Raw genomic sequence first — 18,727 nt, forward strand, 5'->3', positions numbered from 1 at the left:
ATCTCGAGGCCCCTTTGTCCGTAAATGAAAAGTCCTAGCAGGTTCTAATTTCCTTTTCCGAACTGCACAGTTCCCCCTGGGCTGTTTTGGCCCATTTCAAAGTCAATAGACGCTGGGAAACCATCGATTTGCAAGAAACTATAGGTTTGTCTTGGGAGAGTCATCTCCAACCCCGGTTCGATGGAGTACATTATTCGTGCATAGTTCTTTTCGTACGAATTAAGCTCAGAACGTTGGTTACTGGTGGACTTCCAGTAAAGGACAGAATATATGTCCGGCGATGTACCCATCCCCATGGCCTGAGCAATAGCATAACTGCAGATGGCCGTGCTTGGACGGTTGTGATCAAAAGTCACCGTAACCTGTTCCAAATACCTGCCATCATGGTTAATATCAAGCCAGACTGACCATGCCAGATAAGGATCATACTCGAAGATGATATTCGCCGATGAACGATTGTATACGCGTGAAAAACTTGTACATGGTCCGATGGTCTGGCCGTAGCTAAAAACTGTTGTCTGCCAGTCGGAAAGGATTCCCGATATTGTTTGGGCAGACAAACTGGGATCGATGTAGACATATACAGTGCCATATGGCCACCGGGTTAAGGGTTTTTCCTCATAGGAGCTTCCATCGAATGTAAAATACATGCCACCCAGTTGGGCAAAATGGTCGTCTCTATAACCAGGGGGTAGCCAATTCTGGTGAAAGTAGTAATCGGTAGGATAGTGCAGCGGAATGCTGCGACTTCCCAGTAAAGTCTCGACCTCGACGTCATAGTAGCCGGGTGTCAATGAAGGAAAGCGATATTCATCGGCTGAATATGCATAATAGGCATCATACCTGCGATATCCATCACTTGTATAGACATTGGCATACTGGACCGGAAAGCAACGGTCTTGTCCCACAGGCCCAACGGCAACTGTTCCCCGTAGTGTGGGCCTGATATCAACTCGGACGTACCCCGAGCAACTTGTCAATAACAAAGCAACGCAAAAAACCAGCGTTATTGTGACTATTTGTTTGCGCATGACCATCTCCCCTTTTTTGCCGGTGCCTACCATGAGCGGTAGTCAACCAAGCGAGCGATGTAAGTGTCGGGGCCACTATATAGTACTGACACAATAGGTAGGGGTAGTGCTGGGTCAATAACTAGATAGAGAATGTCGTCTCTACCGGAGTAAACAATGCCTTCGTATAACAGGCTATTGACCGGTACGTACTTGCCCCAGGAAAAGTCTACGGAAATCCGTAGCGGAGGCGCCTCTCCTTCAAAGGAGATACCGCCCTTTGGCGTATCGGGTTCGGGATAGCTCGGTTTGCTTGGGTATCCGAAATCAATACCGCCCTTGGGCCAGGTGGTGCGTCTATAGTCTAGGACTCGCTCCACCCGAAATGTTTCGGTATCGGTTTGAAAGACACGCCCCTCCCTTAGGTCTGCCCGGCTGAAATCGGTATACCAGGTCAGAAACACGAAGGGGGTACTAATTAGTCGCAGGCGGTGGATATCAAGATCGGGATACTGCACAATGGTTGATGCCAAGATGTACTCATAGGCACCAATATCCCCTAGACGTACGGTTCCCTTACCCGTGTCTCTACGCCCAAAATCCCACTGATAGTCCAAGACATTGCGCCAATCAAAACCGGATCTGGATACATCCAGATAAATAGTTCCACTATCTCGGGTGCGTCCACGTACATGTTCTACTTCGTAGACAAAGCTTTGTCCATATCGGAAATCGTACACTCCGTACCATCTTTCTGCTGATGCACCCATGGTACATAGGATCACAATGAACAGTGTCAAGACTGCGCTGTACTTTAAACGTGACATCGGTATCTTCCTCCCCTATAGATAGGTAAACTAACCTACATTAATATGATACCATAAAAGAGAAAATCTGACACTGAAAAGAGTTTATGATTATATTGGTAACCTGGGTATGCTAAAGAGGAGTTCCCATTGCGGTGCCGAATATGAATTTGTTGGGGAGGAGACGTAGCTTTCTATGGGAAATTTACAGGTTGCTGTGGTGTCCTTAGGGTGCGATAAAAACACTATTGATAGTGAGATTATGTTAGGTATTCTGGTGCAACATGGTTTTGCGATCACCACTGATCCCCAAGAGGCAGACGTGATTGTGGTTAATACCTGTTGTTTCATTGAGGATGCGCAGCAGGAATCAATAGACTGTATCTTGGAGTCAGCCCAATATAAGACAATGGGTAAGTGTCGAAGCCTAGTTGTTGCAGGTTGCCTCGCCCAGCGATTTTCGGAGGAACTATCCTCGGAGATTCCTGAGGTGGATGGTTTTTTAGGCACCGGTCAAGTGTCTCAGGTGGTCGAGTTGATTAACCGGACACTCGAAGGTAAGCGGGTGAGTTATGTTGGAAAACCAGCCCTAGTAGAAGGGCCTCGCATTGTTTCGACTCCCACCCACTATGCGTATCTGAAAATAGCGGAGGGTTGTGATCACCGTTGTGGTTTTTGCGTGATCCCCTCGGTGCGGGGACGTTTCACCTCTCGCCCCGTGGAGCGAGTGCTCGATGAGGCCAAAGGACTAGTTGCCGCGGGCGCTAAGGAGCTTATTTTAGTTGCCCAAGATACCAGCCGCTATGGGATGGATTTGGAGGGCAGACCCTTACTTGCATCCTTGTTGCACAGTTTACACGAGATCGAAGGGCTCCGTTGGATTAGGGTATTGTACACATATCCAGCACAGATTAACGATGAACTGCTTACAGCCCTTCGTTTACCTAAGGTGTGTCGCTATTTGGATTTGCCATTGCAACATGCAAGTCCGCGGGTTTTGCGGTCCATGGGTCGCCCGGTGATGGATTACCGAAGGCTGATTGCCAGTATACGAGAGAAGGTGCCCGGTATTTCATTGCGTACGACCTTCATCGTTGGTTACCCTACAGAAGAAGAGGAAGACTTTCAGCAGTTGCTGGATTTCGTGCAAGAAGCCAAAATCGAGAATCTAGGTGTATTCCAGTTTTCCCCCCAAGAGGGCACCAAAGCGGCCAGACTTCCCCAGCTACCTACACAGGTTGTGCAGGAAAGGTATGCAAAGATTATGGAGGTCCAACAAGGAATTGTCGACATGCTCAACGAAGAACTAATCGGAACTGTTCTGCCAGTAATGGTCGATGGCCCTTCTATGGAATCGAATCTGGTATACCAGGGCCGGCATGAAGGACAGGCACCGGACATTGATGGACTGGTCTACCTTGGCGTTGAGTCTTTGCCGGGGACTGTGGTGAATGTGAGAATAACTGACGCACACGCATATGACCTTGTAGGGGAGGTACTTGATTTTGCCTAATTTGCCCACAATATTGACCTTGGCACGGATCTTGCTTGTTCCGGTCATGATGGTTTTAGCACTACCCCAGTTTCCTTCGGGAAGGATTTGGGCGGCAATCATCTTCATTGTTGCTTGTATCACTGATTTTCTCGATGGCTATATCGCACGCAGACGCAAAGAAGTAACGGTTTTTGGTAGTGTAATTGATCCAGTAGCTGATAAGTTACTGGTCTCCGCAGCCTTACTCTCTTTGATGGACCTTGGGATGGTTGCAGGGTGGATGGTAATGATCATCATCGGTAGAGAGTTTGCCGTCTCTGGTCTGCGGGTGGTTCTTGCTTCGGAGGATTACGTAATGCCGGCGAGCAATTGGGGTAAGGCCAAGACCGTCTCTCAGATGATTGCGATTGTCGCCCTGTTTTTCCAGTTGTCCTTCGCCAAGTACCTGTTTTGGATTTCGGTTGTCTTGACCGTGATCTCGGGCGTTGAGTATTTTGTTCGAGCACGGGATATCTTGTTCAAACGCTAAGAAACGGGGAGTTACCTGACTGTGAATGATCTAATAAACAACTCTTTCTTCCAGAAATACAAACATTACCTGCTAACCCTGTATTACTTAGTGACCTGTACGCTGTACACGACGTTTAATCATTTTGTTTTCCCCAATCATTTCATGTATCATTGGTTAGATTATCGAATTCCCTTTCTAAAGGTCTTTATCATCCCCTATGTCGTCTGGTACTTTTACATCGCCTTTGGGCTTGTTTACGTTGGCTATGTTTCCCGGAAGGAGTTTGCGCGCTTTTGTCTGTTTATGTTCGGGGGGATGACCCTTTCCTTTGTGGTCTACTTCTTTTTCCCCAATGGACAGAATCTGCGCCCTCTCATTTTGGACAACGATTTTCTTTCCCGGATCATCCAGACGATCTACGTAAAGGATCGACCGATGAACTCATCACCTAGTATGCATGTTCATAACTCCATCGCAGTTCATATTGCCCTCAGAAGAGTACTTCCCAACCGACCGGTTCTGCGCGTCCTATCCTTTATTACTATGGTGTCCATCATCCTTTCTACGGTGTTCATAAAGCAGCATTCCGTGCTTGATGTAGTTCATGCTCTGTTGCTCAGCACTGTCTTTTATACCCTTGTCTATGTATTGCCCGAGAAAGCTCCGGTTGAGCAGACCAAATCCGTCGCGAGCTGAATGGGGGTAAGCCATACTGACACGGGGCCAAGGGTAGTATTGCACAGTCTTATATGACGTTAACTGGAAAGGAGGCAAACCGAGTACTGCTTGCGTGGCCCGGGATGGTCTCGGTGCTAAGTGGTTCAGTCTCGGTAAGATGCAGTGGAAGAGATCGCATTATCCAATATTTATGTGGAAAAATATCGGGAAGTAGATGATGTTCAAGGACTTGCCGAATCGATTAAACAGGTGGGATTGATCCATCCTCTTTTGGTTCAAGAGCAAGCGGAAAGATACCGCTTGGTGGCTGGCTATCGCCGGTATCTAGCTGTAAAAGAGCTTGGCTGGCGAACTGTGCCGGGAATCATCCTTGAACCGGATGCACCGGTAGAGCTGATCCGTATGATCGAGAATATCCAGCGGGAGGATGTGGATCCTTTAAGTAAGGCCGAGGCGCTATGCCAGCTGCAGCACGGAGAAAAATGGAGCGTGGAGCAACTCAGTGAAATGACTGGGATGCCCCAAAGCAAGATTAGCTATTACTTCAATATCCTTGATCTGCCCACAAAGTATCAGATTGAGGTGTTGAAGAACTTTGATAATGGGTCCTCCCCGTTGACACTATCCCATGTTGCCGCGGCCAAGGTTGTAGAGAATAGTCTGGGTGATTCGGGGATGTTTCATCTTATACTAGATAGTGTGTTGGAGTACCGGCTTACGAAAGCCGAGACCCAGGCTATCGTAAGCCTGATCAAAAGAAACTATAATCTAAGTATGGAAGCGGCCTTGATCATGGTTCGTCCGGGTCAGTTCAGACACGATACCAAAGTAACTAAGCTATCCGATGAAGTAGAGGGATTGCTCGGTGCCTACGAGGCAATCGGCAACTCACTTGAGGCCCTCAAAGAAGGTTCCATTGCCGAGAGTAATCGCAAGAAGCTCTTAAAGACAGTTAAACGGGTGTTGGATCAAGCGGAGACGACGCGTAAGATTATAGAAAAGAGGTAGTCATGGGTTTCATACTAGAATAAAGGGTCTTGATACAGAAACTGTGTGCAGGGAACTGGGTGATGATGACGAAGTAGTAATATAGCCGGAAAGCCTCCTCTTAGAAAAACAAGGAGGCGCGTGATTGACAAATCTATACATTGAGGATTTTCTACGACATGGTCTTGTAGAGCGGGGTCTTAGTGAGAATACTGCCCAAGCCTACAAGCATGATCTAGAACAGTTTTTTACCTTTGTTGGCAGTGGTGTTGAGATCTCTGAGATCACCTCAGAACACATTAGGCAATATCTAGCCCACCTAAAACTCGAACGTAGGAACTCGAACAGGACTATCGCCCGTCGCTTGAGCACTCTAAAAATATTCTTCCGGTATATGACCATAGACTCACTGTGGCGCGTCCCGGAGGACCCCACACTACCCTTTGAGCCGATCAAGTTTCAGAAGACTGAGCCAAACCATCTAACCCATGCAGAGACGGAACGCCTCTTAGACACTTGTTTGCGGTATGGTACTTGGCCCGAGAGGGACTATGCCCTTTTTAGTCTCTTTCTGCAATGCGGTTGTCGTCTAGTTGAGGCGGTGAGTCTTACTGTGTCTGATCTAGATCTACGAGAGTCTGTTGTGACCTTTAGGGGAACCGATGGCAAAAGGCGGCTGGTCCCTCTAATGCCCCGCACCAAAGTCGCCCTAAGGCACTACTTAGTAGAACGGGGTCAACTGACCATCCCCGATGTGTTTGTAAATTACCACAAAACGAGGGGTTTGAGTCGCCGGGGTATCCAGTACATTCTCCGCACAATAGTGGAAAAAGCAGGCATTGACAAACCCCGGATCACGGTCCATACTCTCCGGTACACCTATCTTGTTACGCTGATGGATCAAGGAATAGACGAAGAGACCATTCAGGAGTTGATTGGTCACAGCTGTCTAACCACAACCCGCAACTACACCCGTAACATTAAGCCACGGGGAAGGAAAGCATGCTAATCTAGTCTGTAAGGCAAACCATAGGCAGACGCGGACAAGAACGCGTTCTGCCTATTGACATTGAAAACAAAGCATCTTACTATATTAGTGAACTAGGTATCTAGTTCACTAAGGAAGTGAGGAGGTGAGGAGGTGTCCGATGGAGATTGTCCTTGATCCCTCAAAACCTATTTATCAGCAGATTATCGACGAGATTAAGCGGGCGATCGCACGGGGCGCATTGAAACCGGGAGATAAGCTACCCTCGCATCGTGAAATGGCACAGATCGCCAAAGTGAACCCGAATACGGTGCAAAGGGCCTATCGGGAGCTAGAGCAGACTAACCTAGTGGAAACCCTCCGGGGTCAGGGAACCTTTGTAAGAGACGATCCTGTTCTTTTAGGTGAGGTGCGTAAAGAGATGGCCCAGGCAGCTTTGGAGGCCTTCCTGTTGGAAATGAAGGCCTTAGCCTTTGGGCAAGAAGAGATTGTGCAGCTTGTTGCAGCTAGCTTTAAGTGGGAAACCCAGAAGAAGGGTGACTTGTCATGATGAATACAAACGTGCCTTTGGTTGAGTTATGCCATATATCTAAGCGGTATTTGCTTACATGGGCCCTACAAGATGTGACATTGACGATCGAACCTGGGGTTATTACAGGGTTGTTAGGTCCCAATGGGAGTGGTAAATCCACCTTGTTGAAGAGCATCTTTGGATTTGTTCTACCTACTTCAGGCCAGGTCAAAGTGGCAGGGCGAAAACCAGATCGGGCTGTCAAGGCCCAGGTGGCTTATCTACCGGAGGTTGATCACCTGTATCCGTGGATGAGTGTCGGTAGAATCATTGAGTTTGTCTCATCTTTCTATGATGACTGGGATTGGGAGAAGACCGAGGAGCTGATGAAAGTGAGTAGTCTTCCCACAGGGAGGACAGTCGGGGCACTATCCAAGGGTCAAAGGGCCCGGCTTAAGTTGGTGCTTACCCTGTCAAGAAATGCGCCCCTTCTTCTACTTGATGAGCCCTTATCAGGAATTGATCCGCCGAGTCGGAGTCGGATCCTTGAGGCTATCGCCATGTTGTTTCAAGCGGATCGGCAAAGCATTGTTCTTTCCACCCATGAGGTGTCCGAGGCAGAGGTCATCTTTGATTCTGTGATTCTACTGGAACAAGGACGGGTCAAATTGACTGGCAGTGCTGATGAGATTAGACAAAAGACGAATAAGTCATTGCAGGCGGTAATGGAGGAGGCGTATTTATGAGCAGGGGACGTTTCTGCCAGCTATTGCGGAAGGAGTTGGCCAATGCCAAAGGGACGATGTTCATTGTTTTAGTGGTGATTATTGCGTGGGACCTGTTCTTAGCTTCCCGGTTGAACCTGTGGGATAAGGAGGCCGTATTCGGTCTCTCGTGGATACCGCTTGGTATTATGCCCATTTGGGCTCTAGGTGCTGGATTTATGTCCTTTAGACAAGAGTGGGGGACTAATCACATTTATCTACTGCAATCCTTTCCAGTGCGGGGAATCACCTTGGCGGGCACAAAGATTATTGCCATCTTGTTGCAGAGCATTGTCTATTTTAGCGTAGCTTGCCTCGGTGCGTTCTTGTTAGGAAGCGGCTTGTTGGCTGACTTTGCCAGCAGTATTCCCGAGGCCATTCGGGACCAGCTACTCAGAAACTATGCGTGGACGGGGATTTGGTTGGTTGTCATGTTTTGGTTGAGTATGGCGGTGTTGGCCGTACTCGGGCAGTCCGCTTATCTAGTGGGTAGGTTGTTTGAACGGTTCCAGTGGTTTTTCAGTGCCTGGGTGCTTGTACTCAATTTTTGGATGGTGAGCAGGTTTGCCGCTTTAGTTGTGGGTCTGTTTGGTTGGATCCCTAAGGTTAGGCTATGTTTGCATAGATATCTGAGCGGTTCTCTTGTTATCGAAAAGGTCAATATTAGTATGGCTCCCTTTGCCGCATTGTTTCTCGGAGGCTTTCTCGTGTTTGCTTTTGGGGCATGGCTGCTGGAGAGAAGAATCGAGATCTGAGGAGGAGAGAACATGCAGTTTCGATATATACTTGTTATAGGTTTAGTGGTGCTTACGGTCCTAGCTGCAGTGGATACGAAGCATGGCTTAGACTACATGACAACCCTATTCGGACGTCTAGTGGAGGAAGGGGAAAATCAGGTTGTATTTGAAGGGGTACCAGCTAAGCATAACTCAAACAAGAACGGTGTAGTCGTGTTCTCTGTGGACGATCTTGAAAGATTAGTCATCGCCAGCGCCTTCACGCCCATAAGGGCGGTGGGCAGCACTGGCAACCAGCTGGTGGTTCACTATGACTTGACGGTGTATGGAGACGATCAAGAAATGATGGAAGCGTATCTAGCTGGTTGTGAGATGCGACTTGATCCAAAAAGTGGACGGCTCGGGGTGGTGGAGCCTGAGGGGAAAGGACAGAATCTCTCGTGTACAGTGGCATATGAACTCGAGATTCCCAAAGGGATCCAACTAAGCATTGAAAACGAGGGGAACCTAGTAGAGCTGATTGGACTAGAGCAAGATCTATTTATCCGGAGTAGGTTTGGCAAGATTGTGATCGATGGTATTGTTGGGAACGTGGAGATTGAGACGGATTTTTCCGATGGCAGGATCGAAAACATCACCGGTGGGACGAAGGTCACCAGCAGGTTCGGCTTCATTGAGTTACGAGAGCTTGGGGATTCCTTCAACTTTTCTTGTGGTAGTGGTACAATTAGGGCTGAGAGAGTAACAGGAAAAGTGGAAGGATGCGTAGAACACGGTAATTTAGAGCTTGGAGAACTGTTGAGTGATGTGACCATCAAGGCGATCCATAGCACAGTGGATTTAGATCTTACAGGGAGAGGGTATGATATTTCGGTATTGGGTCGTCGTACCTCCATGGATCACAGTATCCCCTTAAAGACCCGTGCATTTGATCAATTTAGCTTTGAAAGCACTGGTACCGTGGGAGATGGGGGAACACTTATTTTCGTTGATGCGGATTTTGGGCGGGTGAGTCTACGAATAGAGTAGTGTATTCTAACATTCTATGGTGCATGATTTGGTAGTAGGGAGGAAAACACATGCTTAAGGTAAACGGTGTCACCAAGACCTACAAGGGAAAGAACACGCCGGCGGTAGTTGACTTGGATTTTGAGGTAAAACCAGGGGAGATATTCGGTTTTCTTGGACCGAACGGGGCAGGGAAAACGACCACAATCAAGATGATTGTCGGGCTGCTTTTGCCTGATGCCGGTTCCATTGAAGTAGCAGATGTTGATGTCATCCGAGAACCCCTAGCTGCCAAGAGACTTATTGGGTATGTTCCCGATGAACCTAGTCTGTATGAACGGCTAACCGGTGCAGAGTTTCTGAATTTCGTGGCGGATGCGCATCAGCTTTCTAAGTCAGTGCGCCAAGAACGGATCGCGGAATTCTTACATACCTTCGGCCTTGAGCATGCCGCCAATGACCTAATCAGCAGTTATTCCCATGGAATGCAGCAAAAACTGGCTCTAACGGCTGCATTAATGCATAATCCACCGTTATTTATTCTGGATGAACCGATGGTGGGTCTTGACCCTCGGTCATCAAGTTTCTTTAAAGACCTGCTACGGTCCCATTGCGATGAAGGCAATGCGGTTTTTTTCTCCACCCATATTCTTGAGGTCGCAGAGCGGATTTGCGATCGAGTTGGGATCATTTCCCATGGGAAACTGATTGCCTGTGGTCCTGTCGAGGAGATAGTGAAGGCTGGGAGGACCCTTGAGGAAGTATTCTTGGCTTTGACGGTAGGTGATGGCGATGGCGAGGATTAAGCGGATCATCTCCTTATCCGGGGTATTGCTCAATAATACCTGGGGTATATCCAAGATGAAGTATCAGTACTTCAAACGCAGGGAACGCTTCTGGGAACTACCTTTGATTGCTTTCTCTATTATCATCCTTTTAGTCATGTTTGCGTTGATGTCTGGGTTTTTGGCCCACTATTTATATGATCAATTTGCCCCCATTGGGCAGCAGCAGGTACTCCTTACCATGGGCCTTCTAGCTTGTCAGCTTGTGGTATTTGTGTTAGGGATCATCCTGGTGATCAGCACCTTCTACTTTGCAGACGATATGAAGATTCTTCTCCCTTTACCCTATCAGGCCTATGAAGTCATCGCTGCCAAATTCGGTGTAATCTTGGTTAATGAGTATCTGTCCTTGCTAGTGTTGCTTGCCCCGATTTTGTTGGTCTATGGGATCAAAGCCCAGGCTGGCTTTGCCTACGGGCTTTGTGCAATAATCGGTTTTCTGCTAGCACCATTACTACCTTTGGGTATCGCCTGCATATTGGTGTTTCCGCTGATGCGGTTTGTAAATCTCAGTTCCCGCAAGGAGCTACTCACCTTCATCGGGGGGATCTTGCTGATTGGAGTCGTGCTTGTGTTCCAATACTTCGTCCAGACTCAGCCAGAGAATATTGACCAGCTTTTCCAGGTGTTACTAAGTGAAGATGGTTTGGCGGTATTAATTAGCAAGCGGTGGCCACCTGGCCTATGGTTTACCCGAGCATTAACCAAAGCAGGAACGACGACGGGCCTTGGCGCGTTGTTGCTCTTTGCTACCATTAGTGTTGGGGCAATATTTCTTGCGGGTGGTATCGGTGAGTTGTCCTTCTATAAGGGCCTACTCAGGGGGATGGAAGCGGATCGGGGCAAACGCAAAAAAGCCAAAACCAACTATACCCCTCATACCGCCCTTTGGGCAGTGGCAATTAATGAAGGACGATTATTCTTTCGGAAAGCGGTGTATGTCCTAAACGGTCTTGCTGGACTTATTGTGCTCCCGATTATGCTGTTGTTTCCCTTGATATCCCAATCCAACGCGCTCTCAGGTCTGTTTGATGAATTAGCCGGTCCGATCCCTTTGATCGCCTATTTTGCTGGTCTTAGCTACAGCGTGATGCAGTCAGCATTGACTACTCTTCCTGCGACTACCTTCTCCCGGGAAGGGAAGGACCTAACGATCCTTAAGAGCTTACCGGTCCCCTTTGAAGCGATGTTTTTTGGGAAACTAGTATCAATTCAGGCTGTGATTCTACTCGGGTCATTGCCTGGCGTGGTTATCCTAGGGTATTTATTAGGTTCCATGGGCTATGCTTTGTTTGGTTTTGCGACAAGTGTTTTTGCTTCAACGGCCCTTAGCTGTAACTTGATGCTCTTGGATCTTAAGCGACCTTTCCTTGATTGGACGGATCCACAGCAGGCAATCAAGTCTAATCTGAACGCTGTCATCGGCATGGCCTTTGTGTTTGGTGTGGCTGCTTTAGGATACATATTAGTCAAGCGGCTTCTCCTATTAGACATGTCCCCACACGGCATTATGGCCACATGCCTTGCTGTTTCCTTAGTGTGGTTTGGGGCGAGCTGTACTACGGTGCCTAGGTTTAAGTACCTTTGGTATGGACGCGAGCTCTGAGGCTTTGTGGATTGAGTAGCGGCATGGTGTGGGCTTAGGCCGGCCGATCGAAGTATTACGGATTTAGCTGATGTCGCTTTCCATCGGCTTCTTCCTCAAATTGGTGCGCGCGGTTACTGTATCGACCAGTAACAGGATCTTGACATGTTGCTGGTCATATGGTAATTTGTAAGCATAGTTTGATACGGTTCTCTGTATAAGTGACTGGAGAAATGGAGAAAAGTCCTTCTACTGAGGCGGATTACTCTGCCTTCGAAGAAGGACTTTTTTGCTGTCTCTCTAGCCAACGTGGGAGGATTTTTTCATGGCGGAAAATCATGATGTAACTGATGTTGTGATCATCGGTGGAGGTGTGGTGGGTGCCGCAATTGCCCATGCCCTATCGAAGTATAAGGTTAGGACCACGTTAGTCGAAAAGAACATGGAGATCGGCTGGTCTACCACCAAGGCAAATAGTGGTATTGTCCATGCTGGTTTTCATGATCCACTGGATACAAATAAGGGGCGCTTGTGCATAAAGGGTAATCGTATGTTTGAAGAGTTATGCGCCAAACTAGATGTACCCTTCAAACGCAATGGCATTCTTATGGTTGCTTTGGATTCCAATGATATCCCTGTACTGGAGCAGTACAGAAGACAGGGGATTCAAAACGGCCTACAGGACTTACGGATTTTGACTAAAGATGAGCTACTAACTCGGGAGCCAAACTTAAATCCTGATATTTTCTGTGGGTTGTATGCTCCCAATGGAGGTATTGTAAGTCCCTTTGAGTTAGCCATTGCTTTGTGCGAGGTAGCAGAGCAGAACGGGGTCCAGATCAGGACCGGTACTGAGGTACAAGCAATGGTGGAAAGTGGCGATGGGATCCAGGTCAAGACCAGCAAAGGGACAATACAGGCGCGGTATGTGGTCAATGCCGCAGGGCTTTGGGCAGATGCGGCCGCCCAAATGCTAGGTGATCACTCTATCAGTATAAGGCCCCGGAAGGGCGAGGAGTATATCTTCGATAAGCGGGTGGGAGATCTGGTTACCAGTACGATTTTCCCAACCCCAAAGGCGAATTCCAAGGGAATTCTGGTTATTCCCACCGTTGGCGGCAATATTATGATCGGCCCCAATGCGGTGGAGGAACAAGGCAAGGATGATGTGGATACCACCCTGACCGGTTGGGAAGAAATCTACGAATTTGCCAAGCGATTGGTACCCAGACTACAGGCCCGGGATGTGATTACTAGTTTCTCAGGGATTCGTGCTGCCAGTGCTACTGGGGATTTTGTTATTGGACCCTCCCAGGCGTGTCCGCGTCTAGTCCATGCTGCAGGTACAGAGTCCCCTGGACTTACGGCTTCCTTGGCCATTGCCTTAGATGTTCTTGCCTGTCTACAGGAGCTTGGTTTACGGATGGAACCCAATCCCCAGGCTATTGATCAAAGAGTGCCTATGCAGCGCTTCCATCAACTAACCAGAGAGGAACAAGCCCGGCTAATAGAGAAGGACCCAAGATTTGGACGGGTGGTGTGTCGATGTGAGACCATCACCGAAGGCGAGATTGTGGATGCGATCCGGCGTGGTGCGCGCACCGTTGATGGTGTTAAGTTTCGCACAAGAGCAGGGATGGGTCGTTGTCAAGGAGGTTTTTGCCAGCCTGTAATCATGGGGATACTGGCTAGGGAACTAGGCGTATCCGAGGTAGACATCACCAAGCATGCTCCCCAAAGCAAGATTCTTGTGGGTGAGGTTAACAAGGGCTTCGGAAAGACATGTCGTCGTGAACACAGCATCTCCTTAAACAAGAAAACTGGGGCAGTGGAGTACGATGTGGTGGTGATTGGTGGTGGTCCTGGAGGAATGGCGGCTGCTTTGGCCGCTAAAGGGGCCGGGGCAGGGAAGGTAGCCATCCTCGAACGGGCTGGGGAGCTTGGAGGAATCCTTAATCAGTGTATTCATAACGGATTTGGGCTCCATTGGTTTAAGGAGGAGCTTACAGGCCCTGAATATGCTACACGGTTTGTTCAGCAGGTGCAAAGGTCGGGGATTGATACTTATCTTAATACGATGGTGTTGGAGTTGACACCGCAACCGCGGATCACTGCCGTGTCATCGGACTATGGGCTTGTGGAGTTTACGGCAAGGAGCGTCGTTTTTGCTGCGGGCTGTCGGGAACGCACTAGAGGGGCCATCAATATTCCCGGATTCCGACCCGCCGGTGTGCTCACCGCCGGAACGGCTCAACGCTACATTAACATCGAGGGGTTCATGCCCGGACGGGAAGTGGTGATTCTTGGATCCGGGGACATTGGGTTGATCATGGCGCGTAGACTAACCCTTGAAGGGGCCAAGGTCAAAGCCGTGATTGAGATCTTACCCTATGCCGCTGGTCTTGCCCGCAATGTGGCCCAGTGCCTTGAAGACTTTCATATTCCCCTCTACCTAAGCTCTACGGTAATTAACATCCATGGACAGGAACGTATCAATGGAGTAACCATGGCCCAGGTTGATCCTGATCGCGCTGTTGTTTCAGGGACGGAGCGGTTTATCCCCTGTGATACCCTGCTGTTGTCGGTGGGACTGATCCCCGAAAACGAGTTGACCGCAGCCGGTGGTGTCAAGCTGGATCCAAGGACAGGGGGACCTACGGTGGATGAATACCGCCATACCAGTATTCCTGGGGTTTATGCCTGTGGTAATGTGCTTCATGTCCACGATCTGGTAGATTACGTTAGTGAAGAAGGGGAGATTGCCGGTACTGCAGCAGCACTTGGCTATGGTTCCCATGAGGGAACGGAGATAGTACCCGGAAGGGGTGTTCGCTATGTGGTTCCCCATAGGTTATCCGCGGCTCAACCCTTTAATCTGTATCTACGGGTAGTGGAGCCCCAGGAGCGGGTAAGGCTGTTCATTGGAGACAAACAGGTTGTAAAACGAAATGTCAAGCCTAGTGAGATGCTGCGGATTGGCATTAGCGCCCAGGAGGCTGCAGAACTTAGGAGACTTAAACGGGTTGAGGTTAGATTGGAGGAAGCTCCATGATCCAAGAAGCGATAAAAAAGGTATGTATTGTATGTCCTGTGGGATGTGAGCTTACCATCGTCCCAGGTGCAAAGGAAGAAGTGACCGGAAACCGGTGCAAACGGGGTCTGGAGTATGCGATCCGGGAAATGACGGATCCCCGGCGCGTATTGACTACCACCGTTGCGATTCGGAATGCTGCGGCACCGTTGCTGCCGGTACGAACTAAGGAGCCTATCCCCAAGGGGTTACTGGAGAAAGCGATGGAAGTACTGAATAAGATTGAAGTTACGGCACCAGTTCGCATGGGGGATATTGTGATAGAGGATTTACTTGGACTGGGGATCGATGTTGTGGCTTGTAAGGATATGGTCGCAGAAGAGGACTAATATAGTTTAGAACCGGTAGTCAAGGGGCAATAAAATGCATGAAGAGCATTTTATTGCCCCTTGTTGTTCATCGAATCTGTGTTAAATGTTGTACTTTTAAAACAACAGAAGTATAGAACATGGTTCACTAAGCGGGTAATCTGGTCTATACTATACTTAAGGAGTTGTAGCTAGTACACATAAGGGGGCGGTAGTATTGGATGTGATCAAGACCGTGGGTTTGACAAAGTACTACGGTAATGTGCGGGGCGCAGAAGACATTGATTTGGAAGTCCAGCAAGGGGAGATTTTTGGCTTTATTGGACCCAATGGTGCCGGCAAATCTACCACCATTCGCATGTTGATGCAGCTAATTTTTCCTACTAGGGGCAGCATGGAGCTGTTTGGCAAAACCCTTGGTCGGGATAATCCAAAGATCAGAGCACAGATAGGTTATCTGCCCGGAGAGGTTAACTACTACGACGAATTCACCGGTATGCAGTTGCTTCAGTATGTAGCCAGAAATCACCCTAAGGTTGAGATGAAGGATATTGAGGAATGTGCCCAGTTGCTTCAGCTGGATCTTACTAAGCGAATTAGGTCTTACTCCCTGGGCAATAAGAAGAAGCTAGGGATTGTGCAGGCGTTGATGCACCATCCGAAGCTTTTGATTTTGGATGAGCCCACTTCGGGACTGGATCCCTTGATGCAAAGCCAGTTTTTCGAAATACTGAAAGAACGGAAGAAACAGGGCGTTACGGTCTTCTTCTCCACCCACGTATTGTCCGAGGTGGAGAAAATCTGTGATCGAGTAGCGATCATCAAAGATGGGTTTATCGTTCAGGTATCAAAGGTGGATGAGATTCCGGGTAGAAAGCAACGGGTGATCAAGGTTCAGTTTGGGGAAGAAGGAAACCTGATCGAGAAGTACGGGTTTGCTCAACTGGGAACGAGGATTGAATATGAGAACGGTTATCATATTATTCACACGGATCGGGAACTGCAACATATTCTGCAGAGTATCGCCGCCCACTCAATTCTGGATATTACCGTTTCTCGACCCAGTTTAGAAGAGTTGTTCATGGCCTTCTACAGAAAGGATGAGCCTCATGTTTAACCGCAACGTGTTCGTCAATGAGCTTAAGCTAAATCAGCGTGGCCTAATTGGATTCGGGATCGCCATGATCGCCACGGTAGTGGTGTTTGCCGGGTTTACGAATCTGATCATCGATAACCAAGAACTGGCGGATCTTTTAGATAGCTATCCCCGGTCCTTGCTTGAGGCCTTCAACTTTGATGTAGAGTCCTTCTCATCCTTTGAAGGGTGGATGGCTAGCGAGCCTTACATTTTCTATATGCTGCTTTTGGCTGTATTTGGTAGCTTGCAGGCCGCAAACAGTATCAGCAAGGAGTTAGACCATAAAACCGGGGAGTTCCTTTTCAGTCAACCAATCAGTCGTCGGGACTTATTCTACTCCAAGGTCGTTTCAGGATGGGCACAACTTACTTTGCTCTTCCTAATTTCTGTTGGTGTGGCACTATTGGTTGGTCATATTGTCGCCGATGTCCAGAATCCCTTGGGTTTGTTCTTGTTGTTCCTTGCAGGATACTTAGTATCCTTGGGGTTTGCCGGGATTGATTATTTGCTCACGTCTTTATTTGGTTCTAGCCGGACTGCCACTTCTATGGGGATCGGCATTGTTTTGGGTTCTTTCTTGCTTGATGCGTTCTCTAAGGTGTCGGATCGGGTCAATTGGTTAGGGTATTTCAGTTTGTTTCATGTTTATGATGCCCGGGGGATCCTCCGTGACGTGCATTTACCGATGCTGCCAAGCCTATTGCTGATTGGGGTCTTCGTTATTGGCGTGTTAGCTGGGCAGCTCATCTTCTGCAGAAAGGACATTTTGTATTAGGGGTGTGCCTATGGCCCAAAGTAAGTATGAGCAGATCCTAAATGCCGCCATGACACTATTTCTGTCTAGGGGAATCAGCAATGTGACGATGGACGATATTGCCGAGGCTGCCCCCGCCTCAAAAATGACGGTATATAGGTACTTCCAGAACAAGGAACGGCTGATTGAAGCATCAATGATGCGGGCTCTGGAACAGGTTGAAGATGAGATCCAGGAGCTTATCGACCAAGCCCCGTCACCCCAGGCTGCCTTGGTACAAATTGCCCTTGAGCGGACGGCAACAATGAAGCTTTTTTCCGATGCGTTTATCCTGGATTTGACCCAAAACTATCCCAAACTGGTCGAGGTGATGCTGGACCACAATCGCAGGAGGATCCTTCCCCGGATTGAGGCCTTAATCTTTGCAGCCCAAGGACAGGGTCAGATCCGCAAAGGGCTTTCACCCCATGTGATTATGCTCTTTCTTGAAAGCATGAAGCTGTTCTTCGCTAGGTCCGGATGTCTAAAGGATACTGAGGATGCCGGAGTGATCTCTGGGCAGATTGTGCAAATTTTTCTCCATGGCATTCTCAGTAAACCTCACACATAGATCATTTTTGTAGTCATTCCCCCATCGATGATCAAGTTCTGCCCAGTGATAAAACCCGCCTCGTCGGCGAGAAATAGGCATGCATTAGCGATATCAATAGGTTGACCGACTCTTCCTGCCGGGTGCTGGTGCTGGTCCTCCAAGGTGAGGTTTTCATACCCGCTTGTCTGGATCCAGACAAGACGTGGGTTAGGGTAGGGCTAGTAGGCCGCCCTTGGAGGCGCTGTAGCTCTCGGTAAAGGCCTCTGAGGCTAGGGCTCTAGTTGATGCAATATTAATAATGCATCCGCTTCCTTGCTGACGCATGAGCTTTGCGGCATGCTTAGCACATAAAAAGGGGTCCGTGAGATTAACCGCTAGGACTTCTTTCCACTGTGCAAGCGCAAGAAGACAAGGCTGCCCGTTTTTAGGGATCTTGTCCTCTTTGTGGAAAAACACCCCTGTTCCTCGTTCTGCCTCCCTATGAAAGACTGAGATTTAACGAGCTAGAACGAGATAGACTAACTTCATAGAGAGAGGGTGCTTGGTGAAACCGATGGCCGCGTTGTTAATCAGAACATCTATGCGCTGCCAGCGAGCTTGGATTTGCTCTACCATTTTCTCTACGCTATCCTCATTGCGCACAGCGGTGTGTATAAACACGGCCTTGCCCCCTTCGGCCGTGATCGTATTTTCTGCTTCCTGGCCGGTGGTGGGGTTGTTCTCAGCAATCACAACTCGGTATCCCCGTTGAGCGAAGTATTGGGCAATCCCAAGTCCAATACCTCTGCCGGCACCGGTGGGGCGTATTTAGATATTGGGGGGAGTAAATCAGGAATATGTAAATGACGAAAGAGTAACCATTCTTTTCATATAGAGGAAGGAAAAAGAGATGACACCGAGAACCCCGTAGTTATTGAGA

The 18,727-nt window shown here is 48.6% G+C and carries 18 protein-coding genes and 2 pseudogenes; 17 read left to right on the forward strand and 3 right to left on the reverse strand.

Going from position 1 to position 18,727, the window contains the following annotated elements; translation table 11 throughout:
• Nucleotides 1-44: 44 nt before the first annotated feature.
• Nucleotides 45-1,031: a hypothetical protein gene (locus tag M0Q40_08385; protein MCK9222625.1), complete on the reverse strand. Its 987-nt coding sequence runs from the start codon at nt 1,029-1,031 to the stop codon at nt 45-47.
• Nucleotides 1,032-1,057: 26 nt separating this feature from the next.
• Nucleotides 1,058-1,837, reverse strand: a complete 780-nt coding sequence (locus M0Q40_08390; GenBank protein MCK9222626.1) for a hypothetical protein — start codon at nt 1,835-1,837, stop codon at nt 1,058-1,060.
• Nucleotides 1,838-2,012: 175 nt separating this feature from the next.
• Between M0Q40_08390 and rimO the strand changes: the two genes are divergently transcribed.
• The 17 genes and pseudogenes from rimO (at nt 2,013) to M0Q40_08475 (ending at nt 17,826) form a co-directional block, all read left to right on the forward strand.
• Nucleotides 2,013-3,329 carry a 30S ribosomal protein S12 methylthiotransferase RimO gene (rimO, locus tag M0Q40_08395; GenBank protein MCK9222627.1) on the forward strand — a complete coding sequence of 439 codons (1,317 nt, stop codon included), beginning with the start codon at nt 2,013-2,015 and terminating at the stop codon, nt 3,327-3,329.
• Complete coding sequence (gene pgsA, locus M0Q40_08400) at nt 3,319-3,840, forward strand: CDP-diacylglycerol--glycerol-3-phosphate 3-phosphatidyltransferase (protein ID MCK9222628.1); 522 nt, start codon at nt 3,319-3,321, stop codon at nt 3,838-3,840. Before rimO ends, pgsA begins: the two co-directional genes overlap by 11 nt.
• Nucleotides 3,841-3,861: 21 nt before the next feature.
• Complete coding sequence (locus M0Q40_08405) at nt 3,862-4,518, forward strand: phosphatidic acid phosphatase (GenBank protein MCK9222629.1); 657 nt, start codon at nt 3,862-3,864, stop codon at nt 4,516-4,518.
• A 144-nt stretch (nt 4,519-4,662) separates the two neighbouring features.
• Nucleotides 4,663-5,508 carry a ParB/RepB/Spo0J family partition protein gene (locus M0Q40_08410; protein MCK9222630.1) on the forward strand — a complete coding sequence of 282 codons (846 nt, stop codon included), beginning with the start codon at nt 4,663-4,665 and terminating at the stop codon, nt 5,506-5,508.
• A 124-nt stretch (nt 5,509-5,632) separates the two neighbouring features.
• A complete protein-coding gene (locus tag M0Q40_08415; GenBank protein ID MCK9222631.1) occupies nt 5,633-6,496 on the forward strand; it encodes a tyrosine-type recombinase/integrase in 864 nt (287 codons plus the stop codon).
• 139 nt (nt 6,497-6,635) lie between these two features.
• Complete coding sequence (locus M0Q40_08420; protein MCK9222632.1) at nt 6,636-7,025, forward strand: GntR family transcriptional regulator; 390 nt, start codon at nt 6,636-6,638, stop codon at nt 7,023-7,025.
• Complete coding sequence (locus M0Q40_08425) at nt 7,022-7,732, forward strand: ABC transporter ATP-binding protein (protein MCK9222633.1); 711 nt, start codon at nt 7,022-7,024, stop codon at nt 7,730-7,732. The genes M0Q40_08420 and M0Q40_08425 overlap by 4 nt, the downstream gene beginning before the upstream one ends.
• On the forward strand, nt 7,729-8,505 hold the full coding sequence (locus tag M0Q40_08430; GenBank protein MCK9222634.1) for a hypothetical protein: 777 nt from the start codon (nt 7,729-7,731) through the stop codon (nt 8,503-8,505). The genes M0Q40_08425 and M0Q40_08430 overlap by 4 nt, the downstream gene beginning before the upstream one ends.
• Before the next feature lie 12 nt (nt 8,506-8,517).
• Nucleotides 8,518-9,516 (forward strand): hypothetical protein, encoded by a 999-nt coding sequence (locus tag M0Q40_08435; protein MCK9222635.1) that lies wholly within the window; start codon nt 8,518-8,520, stop codon nt 9,514-9,516.
• 50 nt (nt 9,517-9,566) lie between these two features.
• Nucleotides 9,567-10,301: an ABC transporter ATP-binding protein gene (locus tag M0Q40_08440; GenBank protein ID MCK9222636.1), complete on the forward strand. Its 735-nt coding sequence runs from the start codon at nt 9,567-9,569 to the stop codon at nt 10,299-10,301.
• Entirely contained in the window at nt 10,288-11,946 is a 1,659-nt protein-coding gene (locus M0Q40_08445; GenBank protein ID MCK9222637.1) for a hypothetical protein, read from the forward strand. Before M0Q40_08440 ends, M0Q40_08445 begins: the two co-directional genes overlap by 14 nt.
• A 304-nt stretch (nt 11,947-12,250) precedes the next feature.
• Nucleotides 12,251-13,558: pseudogene (locus tag M0Q40_08450) on the forward strand (NAD(P)/FAD-dependent oxidoreductase).
• Nucleotides 13,559-13,795: 237 nt separating this feature from the next.
• The gene (locus M0Q40_08455; GenBank protein ID MCK9222638.1) at nt 13,796-14,977 is read left to right on the forward strand and encodes an NAD(P)/FAD-dependent oxidoreductase; all 1,182 of its coding nucleotides are present in this window, start codon (nt 13,796-13,798) and stop codon (nt 14,975-14,977) included.
• Nucleotides 14,974-15,345, forward strand: a complete 372-nt coding sequence (locus tag M0Q40_08460) for a DUF1667 domain-containing protein (GenBank protein ID MCK9222639.1) — start codon at nt 14,974-14,976, stop codon at nt 15,343-15,345. Before M0Q40_08455 ends, M0Q40_08460 begins: the two co-directional genes overlap by 4 nt.
• Before the next feature lie 202 nt (nt 15,346-15,547).
• Nucleotides 15,548-16,441, forward strand: coding sequence for an ABC transporter ATP-binding protein (locus tag M0Q40_08465; protein ID MCK9222640.1), 894 nt, complete (start codon nt 15,548-15,550; stop codon nt 16,439-16,441).
• Nucleotides 16,434-17,237 carry an ABC transporter permease gene (locus M0Q40_08470; GenBank protein ID MCK9222641.1) on the forward strand — a complete coding sequence of 268 codons (804 nt, stop codon included), beginning with the start codon at nt 16,434-16,436 and terminating at the stop codon, nt 17,235-17,237. The genes M0Q40_08465 and M0Q40_08470 overlap by 8 nt, the downstream gene beginning before the upstream one ends.
• Before the next feature lie 10 nt (nt 17,238-17,247).
• Nucleotides 17,248-17,826, forward strand: coding sequence for a TetR/AcrR family transcriptional regulator (locus M0Q40_08475; protein ID MCK9222642.1), 579 nt, complete (start codon nt 17,248-17,250; stop codon nt 17,824-17,826).
• Here M0Q40_08475 and M0Q40_08480 read toward each other — a convergent pair.
• Nucleotides 17,817-18,576 (reverse strand): annotated as a pseudogene (locus M0Q40_08480) (SDR family oxidoreductase). The gene M0Q40_08475 and the pseudogene M0Q40_08480 overlap by 10 nt on opposite strands.
• Nucleotides 18,577-18,727 lie beyond the last annotated feature (151 nt).

This window comes from Limnochordia bacterium, from assembly GCA_023230925.1.
Lineage (GTDB): Bacteria > Bacillota > Limnochordia > DUMW01 > DUMW01 > JALNWK01.

What these genes read in the sequence shown, in the direction of transcription:
- M0Q40_08390 (MCK9222626.1), bottom strand. Translation starts at nt 1,837, where the DNA reads ATGTCACGTTTAAAGTACAGCGCAGTCTTGACACTGTTCATTGTGATC.
- M0Q40_08445 (MCK9222637.1), top strand. Translation starts at nt 10,288, where the DNA reads ATGGCGAGGATTAAGCGGATCATCTCCTTATCCGGGGTATTGCTCAAT.
- M0Q40_08475 (MCK9222642.1), top strand. Translation starts at nt 17,248, where the DNA reads ATGGCCCAAAGTAAGTATGAGCAGATCCTAAATGCCGCCATGACACTA.
- M0Q40_08460 (MCK9222639.1), top strand. Translation starts at nt 14,974, where the DNA reads ATGATCCAAGAAGCGATAAAAAAGGTATGTATTGTATGTCCTGTGGGA.
- M0Q40_08420 (MCK9222632.1), top strand. Translation starts at nt 6,636, where the DNA reads ATGGAGATTGTCCTTGATCCCTCAAAACCTATTTATCAGCAGATTATC.
- rimO (MCK9222627.1), top strand. Translation starts at nt 2,013, where the DNA reads ATGGGAAATTTACAGGTTGCTGTGGTGTCCTTAGGGTGCGATAAAAAC.
- M0Q40_08430 (MCK9222634.1), top strand. Translation starts at nt 7,729, where the DNA reads ATGAGCAGGGGACGTTTCTGCCAGCTATTGCGGAAGGAGTTGGCCAAT.
- M0Q40_08470 (MCK9222641.1), top strand. Translation starts at nt 16,434, where the DNA reads ATGTTTAACCGCAACGTGTTCGTCAATGAGCTTAAGCTAAATCAGCGT.
- M0Q40_08425 (MCK9222633.1), top strand. Translation starts at nt 7,022, where the DNA reads ATGATGAATACAAACGTGCCTTTGGTTGAGTTATGCCATATATCTAAG.
- M0Q40_08435 (MCK9222635.1), top strand. Translation starts at nt 8,518, where the DNA reads ATGCAGTTTCGATATATACTTGTTATAGGTTTAGTGGTGCTTACGGTC.
- M0Q40_08385 (MCK9222625.1), bottom strand. Translation starts at nt 1,031, where the DNA reads ATGCGCAAACAAATAGTCACAATAACGCTGGTTTTTTGCGTTGCTTTG.
- M0Q40_08440 (MCK9222636.1), top strand. Translation starts at nt 9,567, where the DNA reads ATGCTTAAGGTAAACGGTGTCACCAAGACCTACAAGGGAAAGAACACG.
- M0Q40_08455 (MCK9222638.1), top strand. Translation starts at nt 13,796, where the DNA reads ATGGCGGCTGCTTTGGCCGCTAAAGGGGCCGGGGCAGGGAAGGTAGCC.